Here is a 24,674-nt window from a genome sequence, read left to right as displayed (position 1 = left end):
AGATTTGCTCCTTCAAATTGAGCAACTATTAAGACTAATTGGTATTAATAGCGCCCTGTCGATCTTGACGCTCAGCAGGCCCTAGGACAATAGCAGTAGCTAACCGTAACTGTGAGGATTAAGTATGAACAACACATCTCGCTTTTCATTAGTAGGTATTGGCTTCGGACCTTCTAATATTGCACTAGCAATCGCACTTCGCGAGCAAGGTCTAACAGATTGGGCTAACCATGCCTTGTTTATGGAACGTCAGCCGGAGTTTTCATGGCATAAAAATATGATGCTCGAAAACACGCACATGCAAATTTCCTTTTTGAAAGACCTTGTCACTATTCGTAATCCTAAAAGTGAATTTACGTTTATTAACTATTTACACCAAAAAAATCGCTTAGCAGACTTTATCAACCTTCAAACATTTTTCCCAAGCCGACATGAGTTTAACGACTACTTAGCATGGGCGGCTTCGCATTTTAAAGATCAAACCAGCTATGGCGAAACAGTATTTGATGTCCAACCGATTTTAGAAAACGAGCAAGTTGTTGCGCTACAAGTGCATTCCAGAGGTGTTGATGGCAGTGAAAAAGTCGTTGAAACAGATAACCTAGTCGTCAGTATTGGTGGTGGTGGATATATACCAAAACAATTTAGAAAACTGGCGGGCGACACCCGCGTATTCCACAGTAATGATTACAAAGTTGCTATTGAAGCAAATAACACAGCTAAGAAAATTGCCGTCATTGGCGCAGGCCAAAGTGCCGCCGAAATATTTATGGATTTACACGGCCGCGCAGATGATAACCAAGTCGATTTTGTTATTCGTGCAAACTCTATTAAGCCATCGGACGACAGTCCATTTGTAAATGAAATCTTCAATGCAGAATATACTGATAAGGTTTTCTCCAAATCCGATATCGAACGCGAAGCCTTCTTAAAAGAATACCGCCAGACCAACTACGCCTGTCCTGACTTACCCCTTATCGAACAAATTTACGGCGTATTTTACGAACAAAAAGTACGCAGCCACTATCGCCATCGCTTCCTTTCTAGCACAGAAGTCGCAGCGGTTGACGCGGACGAAAACGGTATTCATCTAACCCTCACAAACCGCAAAACTGGCGACACTAAAGTGTGTAGCTACGATGCGGTGGTGTTGGCAACAGGCTATGTACGAGATCAGCACAAAACGCTATTGGCGCCTTTATCAAAATACTTAGGTGACTTTACTGTGGGACGCGACTACCGCATTCAAAGCACGGAAGACTTTAAACCGAATATTTTCTTGCAAGGCGCATGCGAAAGCTCCCATGGACTAAGCGATACTTTATTATCAATTTTGGCAGTCCGTAGCCAAGAAATTGGCGAGGTACTTAAACAACTAAAACAAACATCAACGCCTCAAGTTACTGATAACACGGCGCTAGTGGACTAGCCTCGAACTAAAACGGGTGATTGAGAAAAGCTCTGCTCAATCACCAAATAATTAAATCTGCTTCTCAAAAATAATAAGGAGTCTTTGTGAAACAACAACGCTCAACCCCATTGTTAACCCTATCACCCATTGCTGCCGCCATTTTAGGTTTAACACTGGTATCAACTGCGCATGCTGAAGGTAACTCGCCAAGCAAACTAAAAGCGGTTACCGTCAATGCTGATGCCGACCAAGAAACGGCAACAGGTCCTGTTGAAGGTTACAATGCACGCCGCAGTGCAACTGGCTCAAAAATCGATGTTGCAATAATTGAAGTGCCACAAACCATCAATGTTGTCACCGCAGATAAAATTGAAGCCATTGGCGCAACGCGTGTAACAGAAGCATTATCATATACCGCAGGTGTGAATACCGCACCTTGGGGTGACTTACCACAATACGATTGGTTATACATTCGTGGTTTCGATGCTTATGCACCTGGTTTCTACCAAGATGGTCTTCAGATCCGTAACAGTGGTAACTGGGGTTTATGGCAGACCGAAAGCTACGGTATGGAGCGTATAGAAATTCTTAAAGGCCCCTCTTCGGTATTATATGGTCAAAATGGTCCGGGTGGCGTAGTAAACCTAGTTAGTAAAATGCCAACGCCATTTTCGCAAAATGAGCTGCAGATCAAGCTTGGCAATAACAGCCTCAAACAACTAGCCGTTGATATGTCAGGTCCAATTGACGACGACAGCGAGTATTTATATCGCGTGACAGGCTTAACCAAAAAATCTGATTTGAGTACCGATCCACTAGAAAACGATCGCGACTACCTAGCACTGTCAATGACTTGGCAACCAAGTAGCCAAGGGAAAATTACCTTTTACTCACAATACTACGACATTGAGTCTGGCGCTGCTTGGCACGCCTACCCAACAACAGGTACTATTTTGCCGAACCCTAACGGCCAAATCCCGTTTTCAACATTGATTGGTGAGCCTGATTTCAACCGCTACAACCAAGAGCAGTGGGTGGTAGGTTATAAAGGCGAATATCATTTCAATGACAACTGGCAAATCAAGCAACACGCGCGCTATGCGGAATTTGACGTTGACTATGGCGTCATTTGGGGTAAATGGGCGCAAAAAAATGCTGATAACCCAAGTGACCCTGAAAACTTCCGTTACTTAGCCCGTACTCCACTATCAAGTAAAGAGAAAGTCAGCGGCGCTACTATCGACACGCATTTGATCGGTCAGTTTTCACACGGCAACGTAGAACATACATTACTCATTGGTGCCGATTATCAAGATACAGAGATTGAAGTGAGAGCGCGCTACGGCGGTGTGTTAGCTGATCTTGATATCTTTAACCCGACTTACGGCTCAAGTGTGATCCAACCTGAACCTAATATCAAGGGTGTTTCCAAGCTAGAGCAATTTGGTATTTATATCCAAGACCAAATCAAAATTAATGAGAAGATCATCATTTCTTTGGCTGGTCGTTGGGATGAAGCAAAGCTAAAAAATGAGACGCTAGAAGGTCAAGTAGACCCGACATCAGTGCGTACAGACAGAGAATTTAGTGCTCGCGCCGGGGTTGTTTATTTAGCTGACAACGGCTTAGCACCTTACTTTAGCTACTCTGAATCTTTTGCACCGACAACCAATGTTGACCCTGCTACCGCTCGTCCTTTCTCACCTGAAACAGGTAAACAATACGAAACCGGTGTGCGCTATCAACCAAAGGACTCAACTTCAAGCTATAGTGCAGCGGTATTTGAGATTGAACGTAGTGACTTCACTCAGTGGGTATGGACAACCGAACCTGCTGGCTACAAACAAACGGGTGCCATCGTTGTACGCGGTTTAGAGTTTGATACCTTTGTACAACCAACTGAAAAAATGAACTTAACCGCTTCTTACGCTTATATTCCTAAAGCGGATGTCACTGAGAGTGGTCTTGATCCAAGACTTGCTGACGAAGTCGGCAAACAGGATAAAGCAGTTTCAAAGCATCAGTTTAATATCTGGAGTGACTATCAACTTACTGACGACTTCACTGTAGGTTTAGGCGCACGTTACACGGGTAGTAACAAAGGTACTGGTGAAAAAGCACCTAAAACCGTTGAGGGTTACACCCTGTTTGATGCCATGGCAAGTTATGATCTGGCACAATGGCGCTTTGCACTGAACGTACGTAACCTAACTGACAAAAAGGTTATCGCTTCATGTGGTGAAACATCCTGCTCCTATGGCAGTCGCCGAAATATCGCATTAACTGCAACTTACCAATGGTAAGTGATAGCAACTAGAAATTAACTCTCACAAAAACGGCGCTACTCAGCGCCGTTTTTATACCAAAGACAAACCTTCCAAAGACAACCCTAAAGATAAAAATAAAGCGACTTAGAGCCGCTTTATACTTTAACTTTAAACTTCGCTAGACACGTTCTAATACAGTGCGATCTTTAACCACCGCGAAATGTCCAACATCCAAGTCGTGAGACGAAACACTTTGGCTATTCAACCACTCGTACCACCATGCTTTATGCGCTTGCTCTCGACCTTTCATCCAAAATATTTCAGCCTTACCGGTGTAAACAGGCAGCGTCTCAATATTGACAGCAGCCAAGAATAGCGGTTGGAAGGCCAGATATAAATGGTATAAGTCTTGAGCCGTTAACTGTCCGTAACCCGTCATAAACTCCGTTCTTGGGTGCTCAAACACTTGCAGCATCAACCTTTGAATGTCATCACTTGATGTCTGCTGTTGAGCAGAACATTCAGCCAGCGTACTTTGTATTTCAACGTCTTGCATCAAGGCAAACCCACTTTCTTCGCTCAGTAATAAGCTGAAGAAGGTTTGTAGCTGCATCATTGGGCCTATTTGCTCTGCCAGTGTTGAGCGCTGTGCACTCGCATTAGGTGGCGAGTAAGGGTCAAGTAAAAGCAGCTGCTCTACTTGCTCACCTTGTTGTTCTAACTCAGCGGCAATAGCGTGCGCCAATACGCCACCTAAAGACCAGCCACATAAACGGTAAGGTCCGCGAACTTGCACTTTGCGAATTTCGCTCAGATGCGATGCCACCAGCGCAGATAAATCAGCAGCTTGTCCAGTTAAAGAACCAGGCTGATAAGTCAGCCCGTACACCGTACGCTTGCCATCGAGATGCCTTGCCAAAGTGGTGTAGTCCAACACTTTACCAAAACCATCATGTAAGCAAAATAGCGCACTTGCAGCGGCTGATTTTTGATTCAGTGCGATAATAGGCTCGCTACAAAGTGTATTTTCAGAGCCGGTAGCACCTTGCAACTCAGTCAACTGCAAGGCTAACTGACTCAGATCTGCGGTTTCAAACATGTGTTTTACCGCCATTTCAAAACCACGTTGGCGCATCAATGACACCACCTTTAGACATGCGATAGAATCGCCGCCAAGCGTAAAGAAATTAGCAAAACGACTGATATTATTGATTCCTAAAACCTCAGACCAGACTTGCGCCACACTTTGCTCCATATCGTTTATTGGCGCAACAAATTCTCCGCTATCTTGCCAAACCGGTTCCGGTAATGCGTCGCGGTCAATTTTACCATTCGGGCTAAGTGGCAAGCGCTCAAGACTCAAAATGCTGTTTGGCACCATATAGTCGGGTAAAACTTTGGCTAAGATGCTTTTTAGCTCATCACTTGACTGTACTTGTTGAGACTGCACATAGCCAACTAAACGCTCGCCTGACGGCGAAGGCTTTGCTAATACAACGGCTTTTTGAATACCGCTAATACTTGCAAGCTGAGCTTCAATTTCTTCAAGTTCAATACGTAGGCCTCGGATCTTAACTTGGTGATCAAGTCGGCCCATGTATTCAATCAGTCCTTCTTTATTCCAACGCACCAAATCACCGGTACGGTAAAGACGACCACCTGATGCAGATATCGGATCGGCAACAAATCGCTCTGCGGTTAAGTCAGGGCGGTTAAGATAACCTCGGCTCAACCCTACTCCACCTAAATAGAGCTCACCTACTACTCCTTGAGGAACCGGCGTCAAGTACTCATCGAGTACATAACAACTGGTGTTTGAGATAGCACGACCGATTGGAATTGTGGTTCGTGGTGCTTGCGTAAACTCCCAGTTGGTCACATGAATTGTGGTTTCTGTTGGTCCATATAAATTATGCACCTTAGCATTTGGTAGTGCGGCGAACATACGTTGACGAAGTTCCGGTGGCGCAGCCTCTCCTCCTACCATAATGTTACGTAAATAGTTCTCTTCATTGGGGTTAGTTTGCTCAATAAAGGCTTGTAGCATCGTCGGTACAAAACTTGCTGTTGTAACTTGTTGCGCCTTGATAAGTGCAATTAATTTGTCTGGATCTTTATGATCTCCGGGTTCAGATACTACAATGCGGCCGCCTTGACTCAGTGGGAAAAATAGCTCCCAACAAGACACATCAAAGCCAAATGGTGCCTTATGTAACACCGCATCTTCCCGTGTGAGTTGATACTCGCGCTGCATCCACTGCATACAGCTAACCAATGAGCGGTGACTAATAGCCACGCCTTTAGGTCGTCCCGTCGAGCCTGAGGTATAAATCACATAAGCCAGCTGCTCTGGGTGAGCATCAACAATGAGATTATCTTGGCTGTATGGCGCTAAGTCTATCTGTTGCCATACACACTGCGTGATCTGCTCAGGGAATGGCGGCAGTGCATCTACCCCTTCAGCATGAGTCAATAGCAACTGTACGCCACTCGATGCCACAATATATTGCAAACGCTCCGCTGGATAATCTAAATCTAGTGGTACGTACGAGGCACCCACTTTCATGATTGCCAACAGACTTATCACGGTTTCAACACTACGCCACATGCCCACAGCGACTCGGCTCTCTATACCCACGCCTTGTGATTGTAGATAATGCGCGAGCTGATTCGCTTGTTGGTTAAGCTCAGCGTAATGCACGTGATTGTTTTTAAATGTGACGGCAATAGCGTCAGGCTGTTTTTGCACCTGTGCTTCAAATAAGCGGTAGACCGCTTGCTGGGTGTTCTCTTTGGTGGTGTTTTCGCTCCACAAGCGCTGAGTTTGCCACGCATTGTCAGTCAACGCTTGCCAATCACCTAGCTGTTTTAGTGCAGGCTCTGCGACAAGCTGAGTCAACGCATTCAGTAAATAGCCACACAACTGCGCAGGTTCAACACTCGGTAGTGTTTGCGCTACGATGTTAAAGCCATCGCCAGCATCGTCAATAGAAACTCCAATAGGGTAATTGGTGCGTTCCTCACCGCCAAATACTTGCCAGCCATCATCGGTAACATAGAGCTTTTTCGAATCACCATGTTTGTGCGCATTTGGGCTATAGCGATAATTCAACAGCGTCGAAAACAGCGGCGTTCCTTTCGCTACGCTACTGCAAGATTGAGCTTTGGATAAACTCGCACTTTCATGGCTAATAAGCGCAGTTAACAGCTGCTGCGCTTGTTGCAATCCTGATTTAAGATCTGCTTGGCGCAATCGAAAACGGATCGGCAGTGTATTGATAAACATGCCAACAGCCCTGTCGGCACCTTCTCCACCTTGTGAGCGGCCAAACATCACCGTGCCAAATACCGGATCATTTAGTCCGGTCAGCTTTTGTAGCACCATCGCCCAAGCTAGGTGGAATACCGCCGCAGCACTGGTGTTTTGCTTTACGGCAAGGTGGCGCACTTGGGCGGCCAGTGCCTCAGGCACGGCTGTTTCGTGCGTTAGAATGTCCTCACCTGTGCCCTTAATATCTAACAACCCAAATGGCGCAGTTGGCGTTTCTATATCCCCTAATAATTCGCTAAAGAACGTATTTTGCTCCGCTTCGGCCTCTGGGTTTTGCTGCGCTAGCGCCACAAAATGTCTAAACGGCACAGGCTCTGGCAGTAGCGCGGCATTACCCGCTAAAATCATCTGCACTTCTTCAACGAGTACTTCTAAGCTGGTGTGATCCATCACTAAATGATGACTCGGCAGTTGCAACCAGCAGGTCTCGTCTTGCACTTCGGCAATAGCGATGGCGGCAATTAAAGGTGCACACAGTGTGTTTAGTCTAAAGTGGGTTGGATCTACGGCTTCATTTAAGCGTCTTGCTGCTGCCGTTAAGCCCGCTTCATCAGCAGTTAGTGGCGCATCACAGGCATAATCTAACCACTTGATTTCCACTTTGGCCTGACGCTGCACGACTTGCACAGGCTCAGGCAGGCCCTGCCAAAAAATGGCTGTCCGCAGAATATCATGACGGGCAATAACCAGGTTAAGCGCATCAACAAATGCACTTAGCTGCGCGCGGCTTTCAAAACGTAATAGATTAGGCGTAATGTAAGCGTCGCCTTTTTCTTGCAAAGTATGGTGGAATAAAATTCCCGACTGCAGCGGTGCCAGCGGATAAATGTCTTGGACATTTTGTACGCCCCCATCTACTTGCTCGACGACTTTAGCTATCTGGTCATTATCCAGACTGACCAATGGCAGCATTTCACTGGTGATAACAGCGGTATCCGTCGCAATCCCTGACCATGCGGTTTCTGGTGCCGTATCTTGGCGGTAAGGCGTAAGGGCAGCAGCGAAGTGTTTGAGCACTGGCTGACTAAATAGGGTTTTCACTTGTGCTTGCCAGCCAGCTTGGCGGGCACGCTCCACCAGCTTAATCGCCAGCAGTGAGTGGCCACCTAATGAGAAGAAGTTGTCATCCCTGCCCACTCGCTCAAGGCCGAGTAAATCTGCCCATAGGTGTGCAGCCATGGTTTCAGCCTCACCTATCGGTGCGCTATATTCTTGCGCTTTGGCCCATTGCGGCTCAGGCAAAGCTTTGCTATCGACTTTACCATTGGCTGTCAGTGGCATTTTATCTAACACCACAAACGCATTGGGCACCATATAATCCGGGACATTTTCACCAAGCGCTTGAGCTAATTGCTGCTCATCTTGAATACTACCAGTTACGTAAGCGACCAATTTATCGCCAGTAGCCAAGTGTTTAACTAAGACTTTGGCTTCACGCACTTGAGGTAAGCGTCTTAACTGCTCGGCAATTTCACCCAGCTCTATTCTAAACCCTCTGATCTGTACTTGGTCATCGCTACGACCTAGGTATTCAATCTCACCGTTTAGATTCCAGCGCGCCAAATCACCAGTACGATACATCCTTTGGCCATTAGCTAACACGCTGTCTGCAACAAAGCGTTCGGCGGTTAAATCTGGTCGAGCAAAATACCCTCTGGCCAGCTGGATGCCTCCTATGTATAACTCTCCAGTAACGCCCTCTGGCACGGGGTTTAAACTGGCATCTAAAATATAGGTATGGGTTTGTGAAATACCTTGGCCAATAGGTGCCAAGCTTCTCTTGTCGTTAATAAAAGGCCAGTGGGTTACATGAATTGTGGTTTCTGTTGGCCCATATAGGTTGTTCATCACAACATCAGGCAGTGCCTTGTATGTGTCACGGAATAATTCAGCAGGCACGGCTTCACCACCACACATGATATGCCGCAGCGAGGTGCATTCAGCCACATCAGGTAGCTCGATAAAGGCCTGTAATAAAGCCGGAGGAAACGAGGTAATTGCGACTCTTTGCTGTTGGATAAGTCGCTTCAGTTCGAGTGGATCGCGTTGGTCACCAGGTTTTGCAACCACCACAGACATCCCTTCACTCAGAGGGAAGAAAATTTCCCAGCAAGACACATCAAACCCAAAGGCGGCTTTGTGCAATACCGCTTCCTCAGGTTGTGGAGAGTATTGTCTTGCCATCCATGCCATGCAGTTACTCAGTGCACGATGGCTGATCGCAGCTCCTTTCGGGCGACCCGTTGAGCCCGAAGTATAAATCATATAAGCCAATTGCTCGGGATGAATAGCCACGTCGAGCGGTTGGGCTGACAACGTTTGCCAAGGCAATTGTGCTAGGTTGACGACTGGCAGAGAAGCCAAATGGTGTGTGATCTGCGTATCTTTCAGCACCTCGGTTAATTTCGACTGTGCGTCAGGGTGAGTGATAATGGCTGTGAGTTGACTATTTTCTGCGATGTAAGCCAGTCGCTCTGGCGGATAATCTTGATCCATAGGCACAAAGGCAGCGCCAGTTTTTAACACGCCTAATAACGTCACTACCGTATCCATACTGCGCTGTAGCGCTACACCGACTCTATCTTCGCGACCAATATTTAGGCTTTGAAGGTGCTGCGCAAGCTGATTTGAACGTTCATCCAGTTGTTTATAGCTCAACGTTAAATCTGCAAATACCGCTGCCACTGCATCTGGCTGGGTGTCAGCCAAACGGCTAAACTTTTGCTGCACTGGGGTGGTGTCTTCTAGTTGTGGATTTAACCCCCAACGCTGCCATTGCTGCGTTTCACTATCGTCTAGCAAGTTAATGTCACCAAGGGCCATAGTCGGCTCAGTGAGCAAGGCAGCAAGCACTCGCTCAAAGTGCTGACTCATGCGAACAATGCGTTGAGTGGAGATGGCCTTTTGATCGTAAGTAAAGGTCAACAAGCAAGCGCCTGCTCGGTTTTCATGAGCATCTAACACCAACTCAAACTGCACTTCTCCTGTGGTTGCAGGCAATTCACCCACTTTGAGCTCTGGCAACTGTTGTAACTGGCTTAAATCACCAAACTGATAGTTAAACAATATTTGAAATAACGGATGCACCTCGCTACTTCGCTCAGGTTGCAAGGCTTCAACTAATTGCTCAAACGGTAAATCTTGATATTCTTGTGCTCCAAGTGTGGAAGCCTTTACCTGTGCTAAAACCTGTTGCAATGAAGTGCGGCTGTCAAAGCGGTTATCCTGCACTTGGGTGTTGACGAATAAGCCGACCAAATTGGCGACTTCAGCCCGTTGTCGATTCGCGATTGGCGTACCGATACGGATCTGCTCCATCCCGGTATAGCGCTGTAGCAATACCTGAAATGCCGTCAGCAATACCATGTAATGAGAAACCTGATGGCTGGTGGCAAAAGTACCTAGCTGCTGCGTTAAGCTCTGTGGTAATTGCCAAGCGTGTGAGGCACCGCGAGTGCTGCCATGCTCTGAGTTTTGAGCTAAACCATTATCCACCTTAAGCTGTAACACCGGTTGTTCGTCACCGAGCTTTTGCTGCCAATACGCTAACTGACGCTCAAGTTCACCGGCCGTCATCCAGTCTTTCTGCCATTTAGCATAATCACCATAGGCAATATTCAGTGCCGGTAGCGCTGACTGGGCCAACTGGCTCGATAAATCTCCCGGTGCAATTTCAGCGCTAAGCAATTGGCTATACAGCGCAGCAAATTCACCCACTAGAATCTGTAATGAACCACCATCAGCAATAATATGATGCACTACCACTACCAGTTGATATTGGTTTGGCGCAAGCGTGAGTAACCCCACGCGGATTAAGTTGCCTTGGGTGAGATTAAACGGTGTGTTTAACCATTGCTGACGCACCGCATCAATGTTATCACCCGCTCCTACCTCTACCTGAAAATCATTGGCAATCTCGATTGGTAGCACCTGCTGCTTTACCTCAGCATCAACTTGTACAAATTGCGTGCGAAGCGAACTGTGACGAGCAATTAATAGCTGAAAAGCACGTGTCAACGCACTCAGGTTTACCTCACCTTCAAGCTGTAATCCCCCAGTGATGTGATACGCTGCACTGTCTGGGTCTAAATGCCATAAAAACCACTGACGTTGCTGTGCATAAGACAGCTCAGCAGCCTCAGCTGAGTGATGAAAAGGTAAAACGGGAAACTGACGCATGTTCAGCCCATCGGCTTGCACCTTTTGATAGACCAGCTGGCGTTTATCTTGAGGTAACTGATGAAAGCGCTCAGCAATGCGTTGGATGACCTCACTGCTCATTATAGGTTCTCCATAAATGCTTCTAAGTCGAGCAAGGCATCTTCTTGCTCTGGATTTGTTTGTGCTGAAATAATGGCAGCTAAGTCTTTTAGTATTGGATTCGCAAAGGCGTCACGCACCGCAATGTCTACACCAAATTGTGCTTGGATTTGACTCAGGGTTTCCACCGCAAGTAAAGAATGTCCGCCAAGTGCAAAAAAGTTGTCGTCACGTCCGACTTTTTCAAGCTGCAGCACCTGCTGCCATATCTCGGCCAGTCCACTTTCGATTTCACCTTGTGGTGCCGCAAACGTTGAAAATTGCTGTAACGATGGCTCAGGTAAAGCTTTACGGTCTAGCTTGCCATTCACGGTGAGCGGCAATTTTTCAAGCTGCACAAACACACTAGGGAGCATATATTGCGGCAACTGAGTAGTGAGTTGCGAGTTAAGCGTATCAGGCTCAAACTCAGCGTCATTTGCTAACACCAAATATGCCACTAATTGCTCGCCACCAACGCTACTTTTCACTAACACCGCAGCATCAACTACATTGGCTAATTGCCTTAGCTGGCTCTCTATTTCGCCCAATTCAATCCGCAAACCACGGATCTTCACTTGCTGATCTAAGCGGCCTAAAAACTCAAGTTGACCTTCATCATTCCAAACTACCTTGTCGCCAGTGCGATACATTCTAGCGCCTTGGCTGTTGCTATCGGCAAATGGATTCGCGACAAAACGATCGGCACTGAGATCCGGTCTAGATAAGTAACCGCGCGCCAAGCACTCACCGGCGAGATATAACTCTCCTGCCACCCCTATCGGCACTTGATTGAGCGCACCATCCAATACATAAGCTTGTACGCCAGAGATAGGTTTACCAATTGGAATAACGTCATCTTGCTGGCGACACTGCCAGCTTGTCACCTCTATCGCCGTTTCTGTCGGTCCATAAAGATTGTGCAGTGCCGTTTGTTCAAAGTAGCTAAAAAATTGCTGTTGGGTTTGCAAGGTAAGCATTTCACCGCTCGTAAATACTTGGCGTAAACTTGGGCATAAGGTTTTTCCGCCCAGCGCTTCGCGTGAGCTGCTTATCCCCGTCATAAATGCTTGCAACATGGAGGGAACAAAGTGACAAACCGTCACCGCTTCTGTTTCAATAAGTTGCCGAATTTGTGACGGTTCTTTGTGTTGTTCTGGCGCTGCTAATACTAGGCTTGCACCTTGCGTTAATGGCCAGAAGAACTCCCAAATAGATACATCAAAACCAAATGGCGTTTTTTGCAACACCCTATCACTGCCTTGAAGCTGATAGCGAGTTTGCCCCCAAGCCAAGCGATTTGCGACGCCACGATGTACACATGCAACCCCTTTGGGCTTGCCCGTCGAGCCTGAGGTATAAATCACATAGGCTAAGTTATCTAAATGGATTGTCACATTGGGTGCTGTGGTTGGATAAGCGCTTAACTCTAAGTGCTCAAGCCATGTTACTTGAGCGCTGATATTCTCTGCCAGCTGCGCTTTTACTGGAGCATGACTCAAGATACATGCACAGGCGCTTTGCTCAATAATATAGTGTAAGCGAGCCTCGGGCAGTTGAGGCTCGATTGGTACGTAAGCCGCGCCAGCTTGAAGCGTAGCCAGCATCGCCACCACCATCTCAATGCTGCGCTCAAATAGCAATGCCACTTTCGACTCATGGCTGATATTTTGCGCCACCAAATACTGTGCTAATTGATTTACCCGTTGCTGTAATTCAGCATAGGTGACAGACTCGCCCGCAAACCTTAACGCAATCGCGTCTGGGGTTTTCTGTGCCTGAAGCGCAAATGCTTGAGGTACGCTAAGCAAGCTTGCTGAAGTTTTACCACCGGATTCAAGCGCCGCTAAAGCCGCTTTCCGCTCGGCACTGTTCAGTAAAAGATCGCGAATTTGAGTCTCTGGAGCTTGGCAAAAGGTGCGCAGGAGTGACTGATATTGCTCGTCAAATGTAGAGATCCAAGCCACTGAAAGTTTACTACTATCAACACGCCATTGTAATTGCACGCCACCATCACTTAGCTCGGTTGTATCTAGCGCAAGGTCGCACATTACACCCTGAGTCAAACTAAAGTAATTGGTCAACGAGGCACCATGCAATTGTGCTAAACCACTGCTGCTATCTTTGAGGTGATTGAACATCACTTGATAAGGCGTTGCGCCCTGCAAGTTAGGTTGAAAACGCTTCATCAGTGAGTCTATGGGGATGTCTTGTTGCGCTTGGATTGCTAATGCCTGTTTGGCACAGTTGCGCAATAGCTGCTGTAGCGTTAATTCACCAGCGACAGGCAAGCGCATCAGCTGTATATTAACAAAAAAGCCAACCACACTATGGGTAGCAAACTGGTTCCGATTTGCCACCGGAACCGCCGTCAGCAGCTCATCTTCGTTTGTGTATCTATGCAGCAAAGCTTGATACGCAGTCAATAACACGACGAATAGCGAGACCCCTTGTTCACGCGCAAATTGTGTGACTTGTGCTGCCAATTGCGCGGGTAACTGAGTAACGAGTTGTTCTGCCTTAGGTACACTATTCGCTGAGTTTGTCACACTGAGTTCAACCACAGGCAAGTGACCTGTGAGTTGTTGCTGCCAAAATTGCCACTGCTGCTGCACTTGCTCAGCATCACTGTTAAGCCAATCATTTTGCCACTGAGCAAAGTCAGTATAATCTAACCGGTTCGCGTCATGGGTGATGGGTTGAGCGAGACTCGCTTTTTGATAAATTTCAACGAAGTCTTTAATAATCAAACTCTTCGACCACGCATCACTAATTATGTGGTGCATCACGACTAAGAGTACATGCTGCTCTGGAGCAAATTGCAACCACTGCATTCGCATCAAAGGACCTGTCCGTAAATCAAAGGGCGTTGCAGCGAAGCGCGCTAACCTTGCTTTATAAACCTGTTCCTGCGCTTGTTCGCGACTCAGCTCTGTATCATGTGCTTGCAGTGCTGCAACTTCAGCGACTAATTCATGTTGCTCTACCGATTCCAGCGGTAAGCTCTGTGTCGGCAAAACCACTTGCGCAGGTTTGGCGCCTTCCCCTTCAACAAACTGAGTACGCAACCCAGCATGGCGCTCAGATAAGTGATCTAAGCTTGCACGCAGCGCGCCTTTGTCTAGATGGCCACTTAAACACATCCCCCCACCAAGGTGGTATGCGGTATTTTCAGGGTTGATCAACCACTCAAACCACAGCCTTTGCTGCGCCGCCGATAACGGCGCTTGAAGTTTGCCAAGTTTTTTAATTACTGGCGCACTCGACTGAACTGGCTGTTTATCCTCGAGCTGTTTAAGCATGGCTTTTTTCTGCGCCAGTGTCATATTACCTTTGCGCGCTGCCAATAGTGCATTGATCGACATGCTTATTTCGCTCCCTCAGCCAGCTCTTCGGCCAGCTCTTGCTGTAGCTCTTGTATTAGAATGGCTTCTATTACTCGAGCAAGCCCCAAAATGGTTGGATCTTTAAAAAAGGAAGCTGGTGACAAGGTCACTTCGAACTTATTGCTTAGTTGCGACATGATTTGTACCCCCATTAAGGAGTCACCGCCCAGCTCAAACAAATTATCGTGAATGCCTATTTGCTCTATCCCCAACATGGCGCTCCAGACTTGCGCAATACCAACTTGTAAATCATCTTCTGGCGCAACATATGGCGTTGATAACTCAGGACGCTCATAGCCACCACTGCGAGGTGTCGCATCTGCCATAGTCAATTCTGCATCTAACAGGTTACCTTTGGTGGCTTCTAATCGTGCAGGAAGGTCTAGCGTTGAGACCGCAACTTGCGGCAATATTGGTGCGCTGAGTATGCGCGCCATAACTTCAACCCCTTGCTGAGGCGCGATACCGACTCCGTCAGGCATATCCATATCACCAGCCATGCCGACTTCTCGCCAACTGTCCCAGTTAACAGCCAGTATTGGATAGCCGCCTGTTTGCACCAGTCGCTGAGCGTATTGTTGTGCAATGCCATCTAGATAGGCATTCGCTGAAGCGTAGGCGGCCTTAGATAAACCACCAGCAATGCTGGCAAGCGATGAGCACAACACCATAAAGTCCAGTGGCTGCTCGTTAAATAAAGCCAACAAATGTTGCGTTCCCACAACTTTGGCAGCAAACATCTGCTCGACAAACGCTGCATCCGTCGAACTAATTAAGGACGTTGCACCACTCCCTGCGGCGTGGATCACCCCATTGATCTGCCCAAACTGCTGATGTGCTTGTGCGACAACCTCTGCCATTTGTTCAAAGTCCGCCACATCCGCTTGTTTAACCAGTACCTGCGCACCAAAGGATTGCAATTGTGCTAACTTTTGCTGTTGTGCCTCTGAAGGCGTGCTGCGACCAAGCAAGACTAATTTAGCCTGGTAGTGCTCCGCCAAATGCTCAGCCATTACCAAACCAACGCCACCTAAACCGCCGGTAATTAAGTACACCCCACCTTGGCGATAAATCGCTTCATTTTGCTTAGGTTTGGCCGTCGCTTCAAAGCCCATCAGCCAACGATGATAAGACCGATAAGCGACCACCTCGCCCGCTTCGCCATGCTGCTCTGACAACAACCAATCTATCCAGTCACCGTGAAGTTGTGCACCAAAATCAACCAGTTGACATTGAATGTGTGGGAACTCCTGCGGGATGACTTTACATGGGCCAAATAACATCGACTGAGCGGGTGAAATCTCATCATTGCCCGACACATCGGCCAACCCTTGGCTCACTACGCTCAAATTAACCGGCTGACCTAACTGTTGCGATTCAAGTGCTTGAGCAAGTGCGATTAGGCTCATCATGCCCTGTTGTTGAGTTTGGTTTAAATCAGCAGGCTCGCTGGTCGGCAAGCTCCACAAATGGAATATATGCGATACAGGACCATGAATTTGATTCACGCTTGCAATAAGTTGCTGATAGTCGCTCAACTGTGCCGCGCGGATCACAAACTCATTATCCGATCCTTGCTGATATGCTTGCCCTAATTTGACCCGAATTAGCTTATCGCTCTGCGTGTGCAGCTTATCAAGGAGCAGGTCGCAGGCCTTATGCTGTGTTTCAAATAGCAAAGTACAACCCAGTTCAACGGGCTGAGTTAAATCAGGAACCGAGCGCTTATATGAAGGGATGTAACACCACTGTTCAATCGGCTTTGGTGCCAAGGCGTTATGGTTGTTTTGCGCCACAATATTTGCATCGGCTTCAATCCAAAAACGTTTTCGCTCAAACGGGTAAACAGGTAAGGCGACGCGATGAGGCGTCTGCTCATACAAGGCATCCCAGTCAATCTCTACGCCCTCAATCCATAAACGCCCCAAGGCTAAGGCAAAGTGTTGCTCTGTCTCTTGCGCCTTTCTTGGGTGTGGTAGCGAAGTGACAATACTCGTTTGCGCTTTTACTTCTGCATCCCGTCCGGCAAGTTGACTTAGCGTATTACTTGGTCCCACTTCGAGTAGCACGGTTTGCTCTAAACCATTTTCTGACGCTGGATTGTCAAGATTGACGATAGTGCGCAGACCTTGGTTAAAGCGCACCGCTTGTGCTAAATGCTGCGCCCAATATTGAGGGTCGGTCGCTTGGTGGTCAGTTATCCAAGTGCCTGTTACATTCGATACAAATGGAATGCTTGGGGCATTGCACTGAACCTGGGCAATCAACTTAGCCAGTTGATCACCTGCATCACTCACCAAGGACGAATGGAACGCATGGGAAACATGTAAAGGCTGTACTACGACCCCTTGCTCAGTGAGCCTATTTGATAGTGCCGCTATCGCTTGCTCTGAGCCCGATACAACACAGTTTTCAGGGCTATTCACCGCTGCCAGCTCAACTTTATGCTCAAGATTGTCGGTATCAAGATAAGGAGCTAAAGCGGCTTCTGAGAGCGCCACCGATAACATACAGCCCGGTGCTTGCGCCTGAATAAATTCGCCCCGCTTGGCGACCAGGTATAATGCATCCTCTAAACTAAACACCCCCGCAATACACGCGGCGACGTATTCGCCGATACTGTGGCCAATCATAGCACTGGGCTTTACTCCCCACGCCAACCATTGCTGCGCCAATGCATATTCCACAGCAAATAATACCGGCTGAGTGACTGAGGTTTGTTTTAGTTGCGCCGCACCGTGCTCAACGTCCGCTTCATCAACAAAAATAAGGTCTTTAATATCTTGCCCAACATGCGCTATCAGACCCTCCCGACAGCGGTCAAATGCATCTCTAAACACGCTTTCTGACTCATACAGTGCGCGGGCCATATTGATATGCTGCGAACCTTGCCCCGGGAACATAAAGGTAACGGGTCTGTCACCCGAAACCGTTAACTGCCCTTGTGCTCTTAATGTGCTGGTGTCGTCAGCCAGTGCTGCAATCGCTTGCTCACTATTTTGCGCTACCACGACAGCACGATGGGTTAGGCCTTTCCTACCGACTTGCAAAGTGTAAGCACTATCTTGCCACAAAGGCTGAGTGCTTGCTTGCTTAAACCAAGTTGCTAACTGCTCGCGGCGACTGGCCAGTGCAGTTTTGGTATGGCCTGACAGCGGCAAGATTTGCCAGTTGCGCTGCGACTGCGTCGCACGTTGAACTGGTGGCTCCTCAAGGACCACATGCACATTGGTGCCACCAATGCCGAATGAACTCACCCCAGCACGGCGTGGGCCTGTTTCATTTGACCAAGGCGTCAGCTTATCCGCGACATAAAATGGGCTATTGGCAAAGTCAATTTCTGGGTTAGCTTGCTTGTAGTGCAAACTCGGCGGGATTTGTCCGTGCTTCACTGTCAGCGCGGCCTTTATTAACCCGGTAACCCCTGCGGCTGCATCTAGGTGGCCGACATTCGATTTGACTGAACCTACGGCACAATATTGCGTTTGCTCAGTATCCATTCGGTAGGCGCGGGTGAGCGCAGCAATTTCAATGGGGTCGCCAATCACCGTGCCGGTACCATGCGCTTCAACATAACCAATGCTCTCTGCTGGGGTATCAGCCATTTCCAGTGCTGCGGCGATAACTTCAGCCTGCCCATCCACACTAGGTGCGGTGTAACCTGCTTTAGTATTACCATCATTATTCATTGCAGAGCCTTTGATCACGGCATAAATGGTATCGCCATCAGCCATTGCATCTTCAAGGCGTTTAAGTACCACGACACCAGAGCCAGAACCAATTACCGTCCCTTGAGAATCTGCGTCAAACGGACGACAGTGACCATCTGGAGACAAAATTGCGCCGGGTTGATATACATAACCGCCCTGATGCAAAAAGTTCAACCATGAGCCGCCAGCCAAGGTCATATCTGACTCATAATTCAATAATGAGCGTGTCGCCATGTGAACTGCAGCCAAGGAAGTTGAGCACGCCGTTTGTACCGTTACCGCAGGGCCCTTTAGGTTTAGTTTGTAGGCCAGTGTCATGGTCATGGCATCTTTGTTATTACCGTTCATCAGCGCTTGTAGCTGCGAGATATTACCAAGATCGCTAAAACGGCCACTTTGCATCAAATTAGAGATTAGATAAGTGTTTACGCCACAGCCGCCATAGACACCTATTGGAAAGTCACACTTGTCACCATCGTAGCCAGCATTTTCCAGCGCCTGCCAAGCGGTTTCTAAAAAGAGACGTTGCTGCGGGTCAAGCTCTTCTGCTTCACGCGGTGAATAGCCAAAAAATGACGCGTCAAACTTGTCTTGATCAGGCAACAACGCACACCGAGGGACAAAGTTGGGGTCAGCAATAGTCGCTTCCGGCACCCCAAGTTCACGTAATTCTGCCTCTGTGAAGGTTTTGATTGATTCTACCCCGTTTTTTAGGTTTTCCCACAGGGCATCTACGTTCTCAGCTCCTGGGAAACGACCTGCTAGGCCGACAATGGCAATATCTGTGCTTGAATAAGTTTCTGTAGTCATGCTTAGCTTTCCACTTTTGTGCGTGTTTTTTTCAAGAAGGCTTGGCGCTGGCGTTGACCACGCGCCGATGCTTTTTTCATTTCTTTGGCAACTGCTTGCTGTGCATTCGCAGCGCCTTCAGGTGTACGTTGTTCAAAGTAAGTGGCCATGGCACTTACGGTTGTCATATGAAACAGTTCTAACATGGTCAATTTACAGCTAAATTCGGCTTCAAGACGTTGCTGAATCTGACCAAACAATAGGGAGTGACCGCCCAAGTCAAAGAAGTTGTCATGCAGGCCAATTTGTTTCGCATCTAGACCTAGCACTTCCGCCCAAATCGCAGCGACTTTATTTGCTAAGCCGCCTGTTGGTACTTGATGGCTTTCACCACTCCCCCACTGAGGTTCGGGTAAGTGATGACGGTCAATTTTGCCATTGGCCGTCACAGGCAAGTTTGCCAATACGGTGATACAACTCGGGACCATGTAGTCTGGTAGTTTTTGCAGTAAACTTTGCTTCAGTGTTTGCGCGCTAGGTAATACGCCTTGGCCATTCGCCTCAGCGCCAACATAAGCCACCAAATGTGTCCCAGAATGACCATGTTGGCCATCACCGTCTTTGGCCAATACAACCGCTTCTTTAATGTGTGGAAGTGCCATTAATTGCGCTTCAACTTCACCGAGCTCTATCCGAAAACCACGAATTTTGACTTGATGATCGATGCGCCCTAAATATTCCAGTTCATCGCGTTGATTCCAACGAACCAAGTCTCCCGTTCGATATAAGACTTCGCCATCGCTACTAAATGGGTTGGCAACAAAACGCTCTGCGGTCAGGGCTGGACGCCCCAAATAACCACGAGCAACACCACGACCACCCACGTAAAGTTCACCGCTTGCTCCTTGTGGTACAGGATTCAGATCGGCGTCTAAAATATAGGCCTCACGCGCACCTATCGGCTTGCCAATTGGTACAGTGCTAACCTCGTGTAGCTCACCCGGTAAACTGATCCATGCCGTTGGTGTAATAATGGTTTCAGTTGGCCCATAGGCGTTGACAATCCGAGGCGCAGAAAACGCCCGATGAGCGTCTTGATAATCTGTGCGGCTAAATTCTTCACCGCCGACAATACAGGTGCGAATTTGCTTACAGTCGTGCAAATGCGGCGTCAAAAGGCGTAAATAGGCGGGCGGTAAATGCAGTGCCGTCACCTTGTGCACGTTTATTAACTCACTGACGGCCTCCACATTGAGCTGCGCCTTAGTCGCCAGCACTAACGCACCACCTTTGATCAGTGGTGTCATCCACTGCTCACCTGCGGCATCAAAGTTAATCGAAAAGAACTGCAGCTCCGTGTGATCGCTATCTACTCCGTATACGTCAACCATATTTTGAATATGCATGGACAATGGGCCATGCGTAACGGCAACCCCTTTGGGCAACCCTGTCGAACCTGAGGTGTAAATAACATACGCTAAGTGCAGGGAATGTGATGCAATCGCAGGGTTAGTCGTCGCAAAGTCGCCAAGTGATATATGCTCGTATGCAAGCACTGGGATGGCGTTTTCAGCGTTTGGAATATGCGCCACGAGCGCAGCATTCGTCAGCACCAACTTAACCCCGCTATCCTTCACCATGTGAACAAGCCTGTCCTCCGGGTACGTCGGATCGAGTGGCACATAGGCGGCTCCCGCTTTCCAAATCGCAAATAGGGTGACATACATCTCAATACCGCGCTCAAGCGCCATACCGACACAATCTTCCGGCCCAATACCTTGACTTTTTAAATAGTGCGCGAGCTGGTTGGCTCGTTGATTTAATGCGTTATAACTCACGGTTTGTTGGTTGAAGATAAGCGCGGGCGCATCTGGCGTGCGCTTCACTTGCTGCTCAAACAATTGATAAATGGTAGAGTCATCCGTTGCAACCGCAGGCCCTTTGGCAACCTGAGTCAACCACGCTTGCTCTGCCGAGGTTTGCACACATAGCTGCGCAAGTGGCGTTGCGCCAGACTCAAGCTGGGCATGTAGCAGAGCAACATATTGCTCAGCCATACGCGCTATCGTTTGCGGCAAAAATAGTGCTCTGGGATAAACAAACTCTAGCGCTACTTGATCCTCTTCTAGCTCGTAAGTTTCAAGCGTTAAGTCAAATTGCGGCGCCACTTCTAGTGGCTGCCAAGCGCGGGCTGATAAGTTAGTATCCGTTGCGACCAACGGCTGCCATGCACGAGTATCATGCTCCGTATGGCTAAACATTACTTGGAAAAGCGGATGTGTATCGACGCTCCGATCCGGCGCTAGTGCTTCGACTAGATACTCAAAAGGAACATCTTGATTTGCTTGTGCGCCCAAGACGGCAGTTTTGACTTGCGCCACAATATCTTGCAAACAAGCCTGACCCGAAAACTTCGCAGGGATCACTTGGGTATTTACAAAAAAGCCTACTAACTCTTGGAGTTGAGGCAAATGGCGGTTCGCAACTGGTATCCCCACTCGAATGTCATGTTGCCCAGTATGACGATAAAGCAATGCATGAAAACTGGCTAACATCACCATAAATAAGCTGGCGTTTTGTTTGGCCGCTTGGCGACGAAGTTGCTTAACCAGTTGAGCCGGTAAGACGACACTGTGATTTGCACCTAACAGTTGCTTATTATTTTCAGGAGAGTGCGATTTATTGACTCGAGGAAAATCCGTGCATAACTGCAAAATAGGTTGCTCATCGCAGGCAAGCTGTGCTTGCCACCACGTTAATTGTGCTTGCGCTGCATCGGAGGTGAGATACGAGCGCTGCCACAAAGAAAAATCTTGATAGGTGATTGCACCCTCTCGCACTTTACTCGCGCTCAAGGTGCCCAAATAAATATGTGCAAGTTGGTCAAGTAATATTTGCATCGATACGCCATCGGAAACGATGTGATGCATCACTAGGATCAACTGATAGCCTTGCTCACCTAGATTAATTAGCGCCGCGTTGACGACATCCCCTTTAGTTAAATCAAATGCGTATTGGCTCACTGTGGCAACCAATTCAGCCAATGCCGAAGTTTGCTGCGGCGCTGCAACATTACTTAAGTCAAATTGTTGCAGCGGCCAATGACCCGTTTGCGCAACCACTTGGATTGCCGTACCGAGTTCATCGGTATCAAAGCGTGTGCGCAGCGCTTGGTGTTCAGCCACCAGAGTATTTAATGCGTTTTGCAAGCGCGTAGCGTCTATGTCTGAGTGTAGGTTGATGCGCGCACCAATATTGTAAGCACTGCTATGGGGCTCTAGTTGCCATAAAAACCATAGTCTCGCTTGCGCATGAGACATTGGAACGGCCCGCTCAATTCCATACTCGTTGGCAATAATGGAATTGATTGATGACACGTTGGAAGCTTCTTTAGCCACCAACTGTTGGCGTTGTGACGCGGCCAAAATAGCATCGGCTTGCTCGCCTAAGCGCAAACAATGAAATATTTCTGTGGGATCAAATTTCACTTGCCAGTGTTGCTCAATGGCGTGAATTAACTGTACCGCTTTTAGCGAGTTACCGCCTTCTGCTAGAAAGTGTGCATCGCGACTAAAATCACTCTTACGATTGAGCACGGCTTGCCAGATATTGGCCAGTGCTTGCTCGTGTTCTGATAAAGGTGCTGGGGCCAAAGTATCTGCCAGTGTTTGACCACGCACCAGCTGATGATGTGCATAAATCGCATAAGCCTTATCAGCATTATCTTCTGACAATGGCGCAGCGACACTCAATTCAGCGGCTTGCGTCCACATTTGCTTGCAGGCGCTGCGCTGTAATTTGCCACTGGATGTTTTTGGCAAGCTTGCAGGTTGCATCATCAAAACGCCTGTGACGGACTCATCACAATATTCTGCAACGATTTCCTTTAAGCGATTAACCAACAACTGCGGACTCACTTGGCGCTGAACCTTGCGCGCAATTTCTAGGGCCACGCCAACGCCTTCGCTATGGTTATCCGTGGCTGCAAATACCGCGATCCGACCTTTCCGGGCGAACTCAAATTCTGCTTCGATAATTTTTTCAATATCCTGAGGGTAGATATTGCGACCATGAGAAATGATCAAATCCTTGATGCGGCCAACAATGTATAGTTGATTATCTTGCCACACTCCTAAGTCCCCGGTGCGAAGCCAGCGCGCTTGCTCATGTTCTACAAAGGTGTCTGCCGTTGCAGCTGGGTTTTGCCAATAGCCCTGAGCAATACTCGGCCCCGATACCCAAATTTCACCCACATGTCCTGCCGGCAATGCCGCCTTGGTCGTGCTGTCTGTGATCCGTATACTATGATGTGAAGCTGGTACGCCACAGGCTACCTGTTTTACGCCGTGCTCAGCTTGTTGTGCGATACCTTGTGCAAGCGAGGCGGCAGAAAGTGACTGTACCACTAGGCCAGATTGTCTTTTTGGCCCAGTAACAAATAAAGTTGCTTCAGCCAATCCATAACAAGGGTATATGGCTTGAGGATTAAAACCTGCAGGCGTGGCTTGTGCAAAAAAGCTATCAAGCGTATCGACCCTTACAGGCTCTGCGCCGCTAAAGGCAACTTGCCAAGAAGACAGATCCAAATTCGCCATTGCGCTTGGTCTTATCCTTTCAACACACAAGCGATAACCAAAATCTGGGCCACCGCTTGACGTACCTCGATGTCTAGCAATTGCTTCAAGCCAGCGGATCGGTTTTTCAAGGAAGTAGCGAGGCGACATCAAGACACATTTTGAGCCATTGAATAAAGGCAAAATCAAGCCAGCCATTAATCCCATATCGTGGTACAGAGGTAACCAAGACACCACAACCTCGTCTGCTATCACCCCACACCCTTCGCTGATGGCTATTTCATTTGCAATTAAATTACCGTGACTCACCATAACCCCTTTCGGTGCTGCCGTTGAGCCTGAGGTATATTGTAAAAATGCCAACTCTTGTGGTTGTGGTGTATGCGCTTGCCAACAGCCATGCTCTTGATGAGTTAACTGGTCAACAAACATTAAACTTGCAGCACTTAGGCCGCTGTTGTGCATTTCTTGTTTGGCTAGTTCAACTAACTGATGATCTACAGAATGCGCTAAAATAGCGGTTGCTTGACAATTTAGCGCAATCCCAACAACGCGCTGAATATGCTGAGAGCGTGAAGATTCGGGAACAAATAAAGGAACCGCGATGAGACCGGCATAAAGGCACGCGAAGAAGCTGATAACGTAGTGTTCATTGTTATCTAGCATCAACAGCACGCGATCACCTTGACGACACTGTAGCTGCAGCTCGGCCGCTAGTCTTTTAATCTGTATATCTAATTCACCATAGGTAAATGAGCGCTCATCCAGCACACCTTCTTTGTCACTAACGACCACCAGCGCGGTTTTATCCGCTTGGATCTGGGCAAGGTGTTGTAAACGCTCAACCATACTGTGGGGCGTCTCGCCCGTGAGATACGGGTTTAGTTGTAATGGCTTGTGTTGCATA

6 protein-coding genes are annotated in these 24,674 nt (G+C 48.0%); 2 read left to right on the top strand and 4 right to left on the bottom strand.

All coding sequences use genetic code 11. The features are described 5' to 3' along the window. Positions 1 to 124: 124 nt before the first annotated feature. Together QSH61_RS03870 and QSH61_RS03865 are read left to right on the top strand one after the other, a co-directional pair. Positions 125 to 1,429 (top strand): lysine N(6)-hydroxylase/L-ornithine N(5)-oxygenase family protein, encoded by a 1,305-nt coding sequence (locus tag QSH61_RS03870; protein ID WP_010607670.1) that lies wholly within the window; start codon positions 125 to 127, stop codon positions 1,427 to 1,429. Between the two features lie 86 nt (positions 1,430 to 1,515). Beyond that, entirely contained in the window at positions 1,516 to 3,714 is a 2,199-nt protein-coding gene (locus QSH61_RS03865) for a TonB-dependent siderophore receptor (RefSeq protein WP_206471360.1), read from the top strand. Between the two features lie 142 nt (positions 3,715 to 3,856). On the opposite strand, the gene QSH61_RS03860 is transcribed toward QSH61_RS03865, so the two are convergent. Genes QSH61_RS03860 through QSH61_RS03845 form a run of 4 tightly spaced genes read right to left on the bottom strand, consistent with a single transcriptional unit; the run spans position 3,857 to position 24,673 of the window. Beyond that, a complete protein-coding gene (locus tag QSH61_RS03860) occupies positions 3,857 to 11,290 on the bottom strand; it encodes a non-ribosomal peptide synthetase (RefSeq protein WP_206471361.1) in 7,434 nt (2,477 codons plus the stop codon). After that, positions 11,290 to 14,673: a non-ribosomal peptide synthetase gene (locus QSH61_RS03855; RefSeq protein WP_206471362.1), complete on the bottom strand. Its 3,384-nt coding sequence runs from the start codon at positions 14,671 to 14,673 to the stop codon at positions 11,290 to 11,292. The genes QSH61_RS03860 and QSH61_RS03855 overlap by 1 nt, the downstream gene beginning before the upstream one ends. A gap of 2 nt (positions 14,674 to 14,675) precedes the next feature. Next, on the bottom strand, positions 14,676 to 19,214 hold the full coding sequence (locus tag QSH61_RS03850; protein ID WP_206471363.1) for a type I polyketide synthase: 4,539 nt from the start codon (positions 19,212 to 19,214) through the stop codon (positions 14,676 to 14,678). A 2-nt stretch (positions 19,215 to 19,216) separates the two neighbouring features. Further along, a complete protein-coding gene (locus QSH61_RS03845) occupies positions 19,217 to 24,673 on the bottom strand; it encodes a non-ribosomal peptide synthetase (RefSeq protein WP_206471364.1) in 5,457 nt (1,818 codons plus the stop codon). Position 24,674 lies beyond the last annotated feature (1 nt).

The organism is Pseudoalteromonas sp. JC3 (genome assembly GCF_030291895.1).
In the GTDB taxonomy this organism is placed as follows: Bacteria; Pseudomonadota; Gammaproteobacteria; order Enterobacterales; family Alteromonadaceae; genus Pseudoalteromonas.
The sequence above is the reverse complement of the archived record's forward strand: the minus strand, read 5'-3'. Positions and strand labels throughout refer to the sequence as shown.

Excerpts from the sequence above, each read along its gene's own strand:
- QSH61_RS03870 (WP_010607670.1), top strand. The coding sequence starts at position 125 with ATGAACAACACATCTCGCTTTTCATTAGTAGGTATTGGCTTCGGACCT.
- QSH61_RS03860 (WP_206471361.1), bottom strand. The coding sequence starts at position 11,290 with ATGAGCAGTGAGGTCATCCAACGCATTGCTGAGCGCTTTCATCAGTTA.
- QSH61_RS03855 (WP_206471362.1), bottom strand. The coding sequence starts at position 14,673 with ATGTCGATCAATGCACTATTGGCAGCGCGCAAAGGTAATATGACACTG.
- QSH61_RS03850 (WP_206471363.1), bottom strand. The coding sequence starts at position 19,214 with ATGACTACAGAAACTTATTCAAGCACAGATATTGCCATTGTCGGCCTA.
- QSH61_RS03845 (WP_206471364.1), bottom strand. The coding sequence starts at position 24,673 with ATGCAACACAAGCCATTACAACTAAACCCGTATCTCACGGGCGAGACG.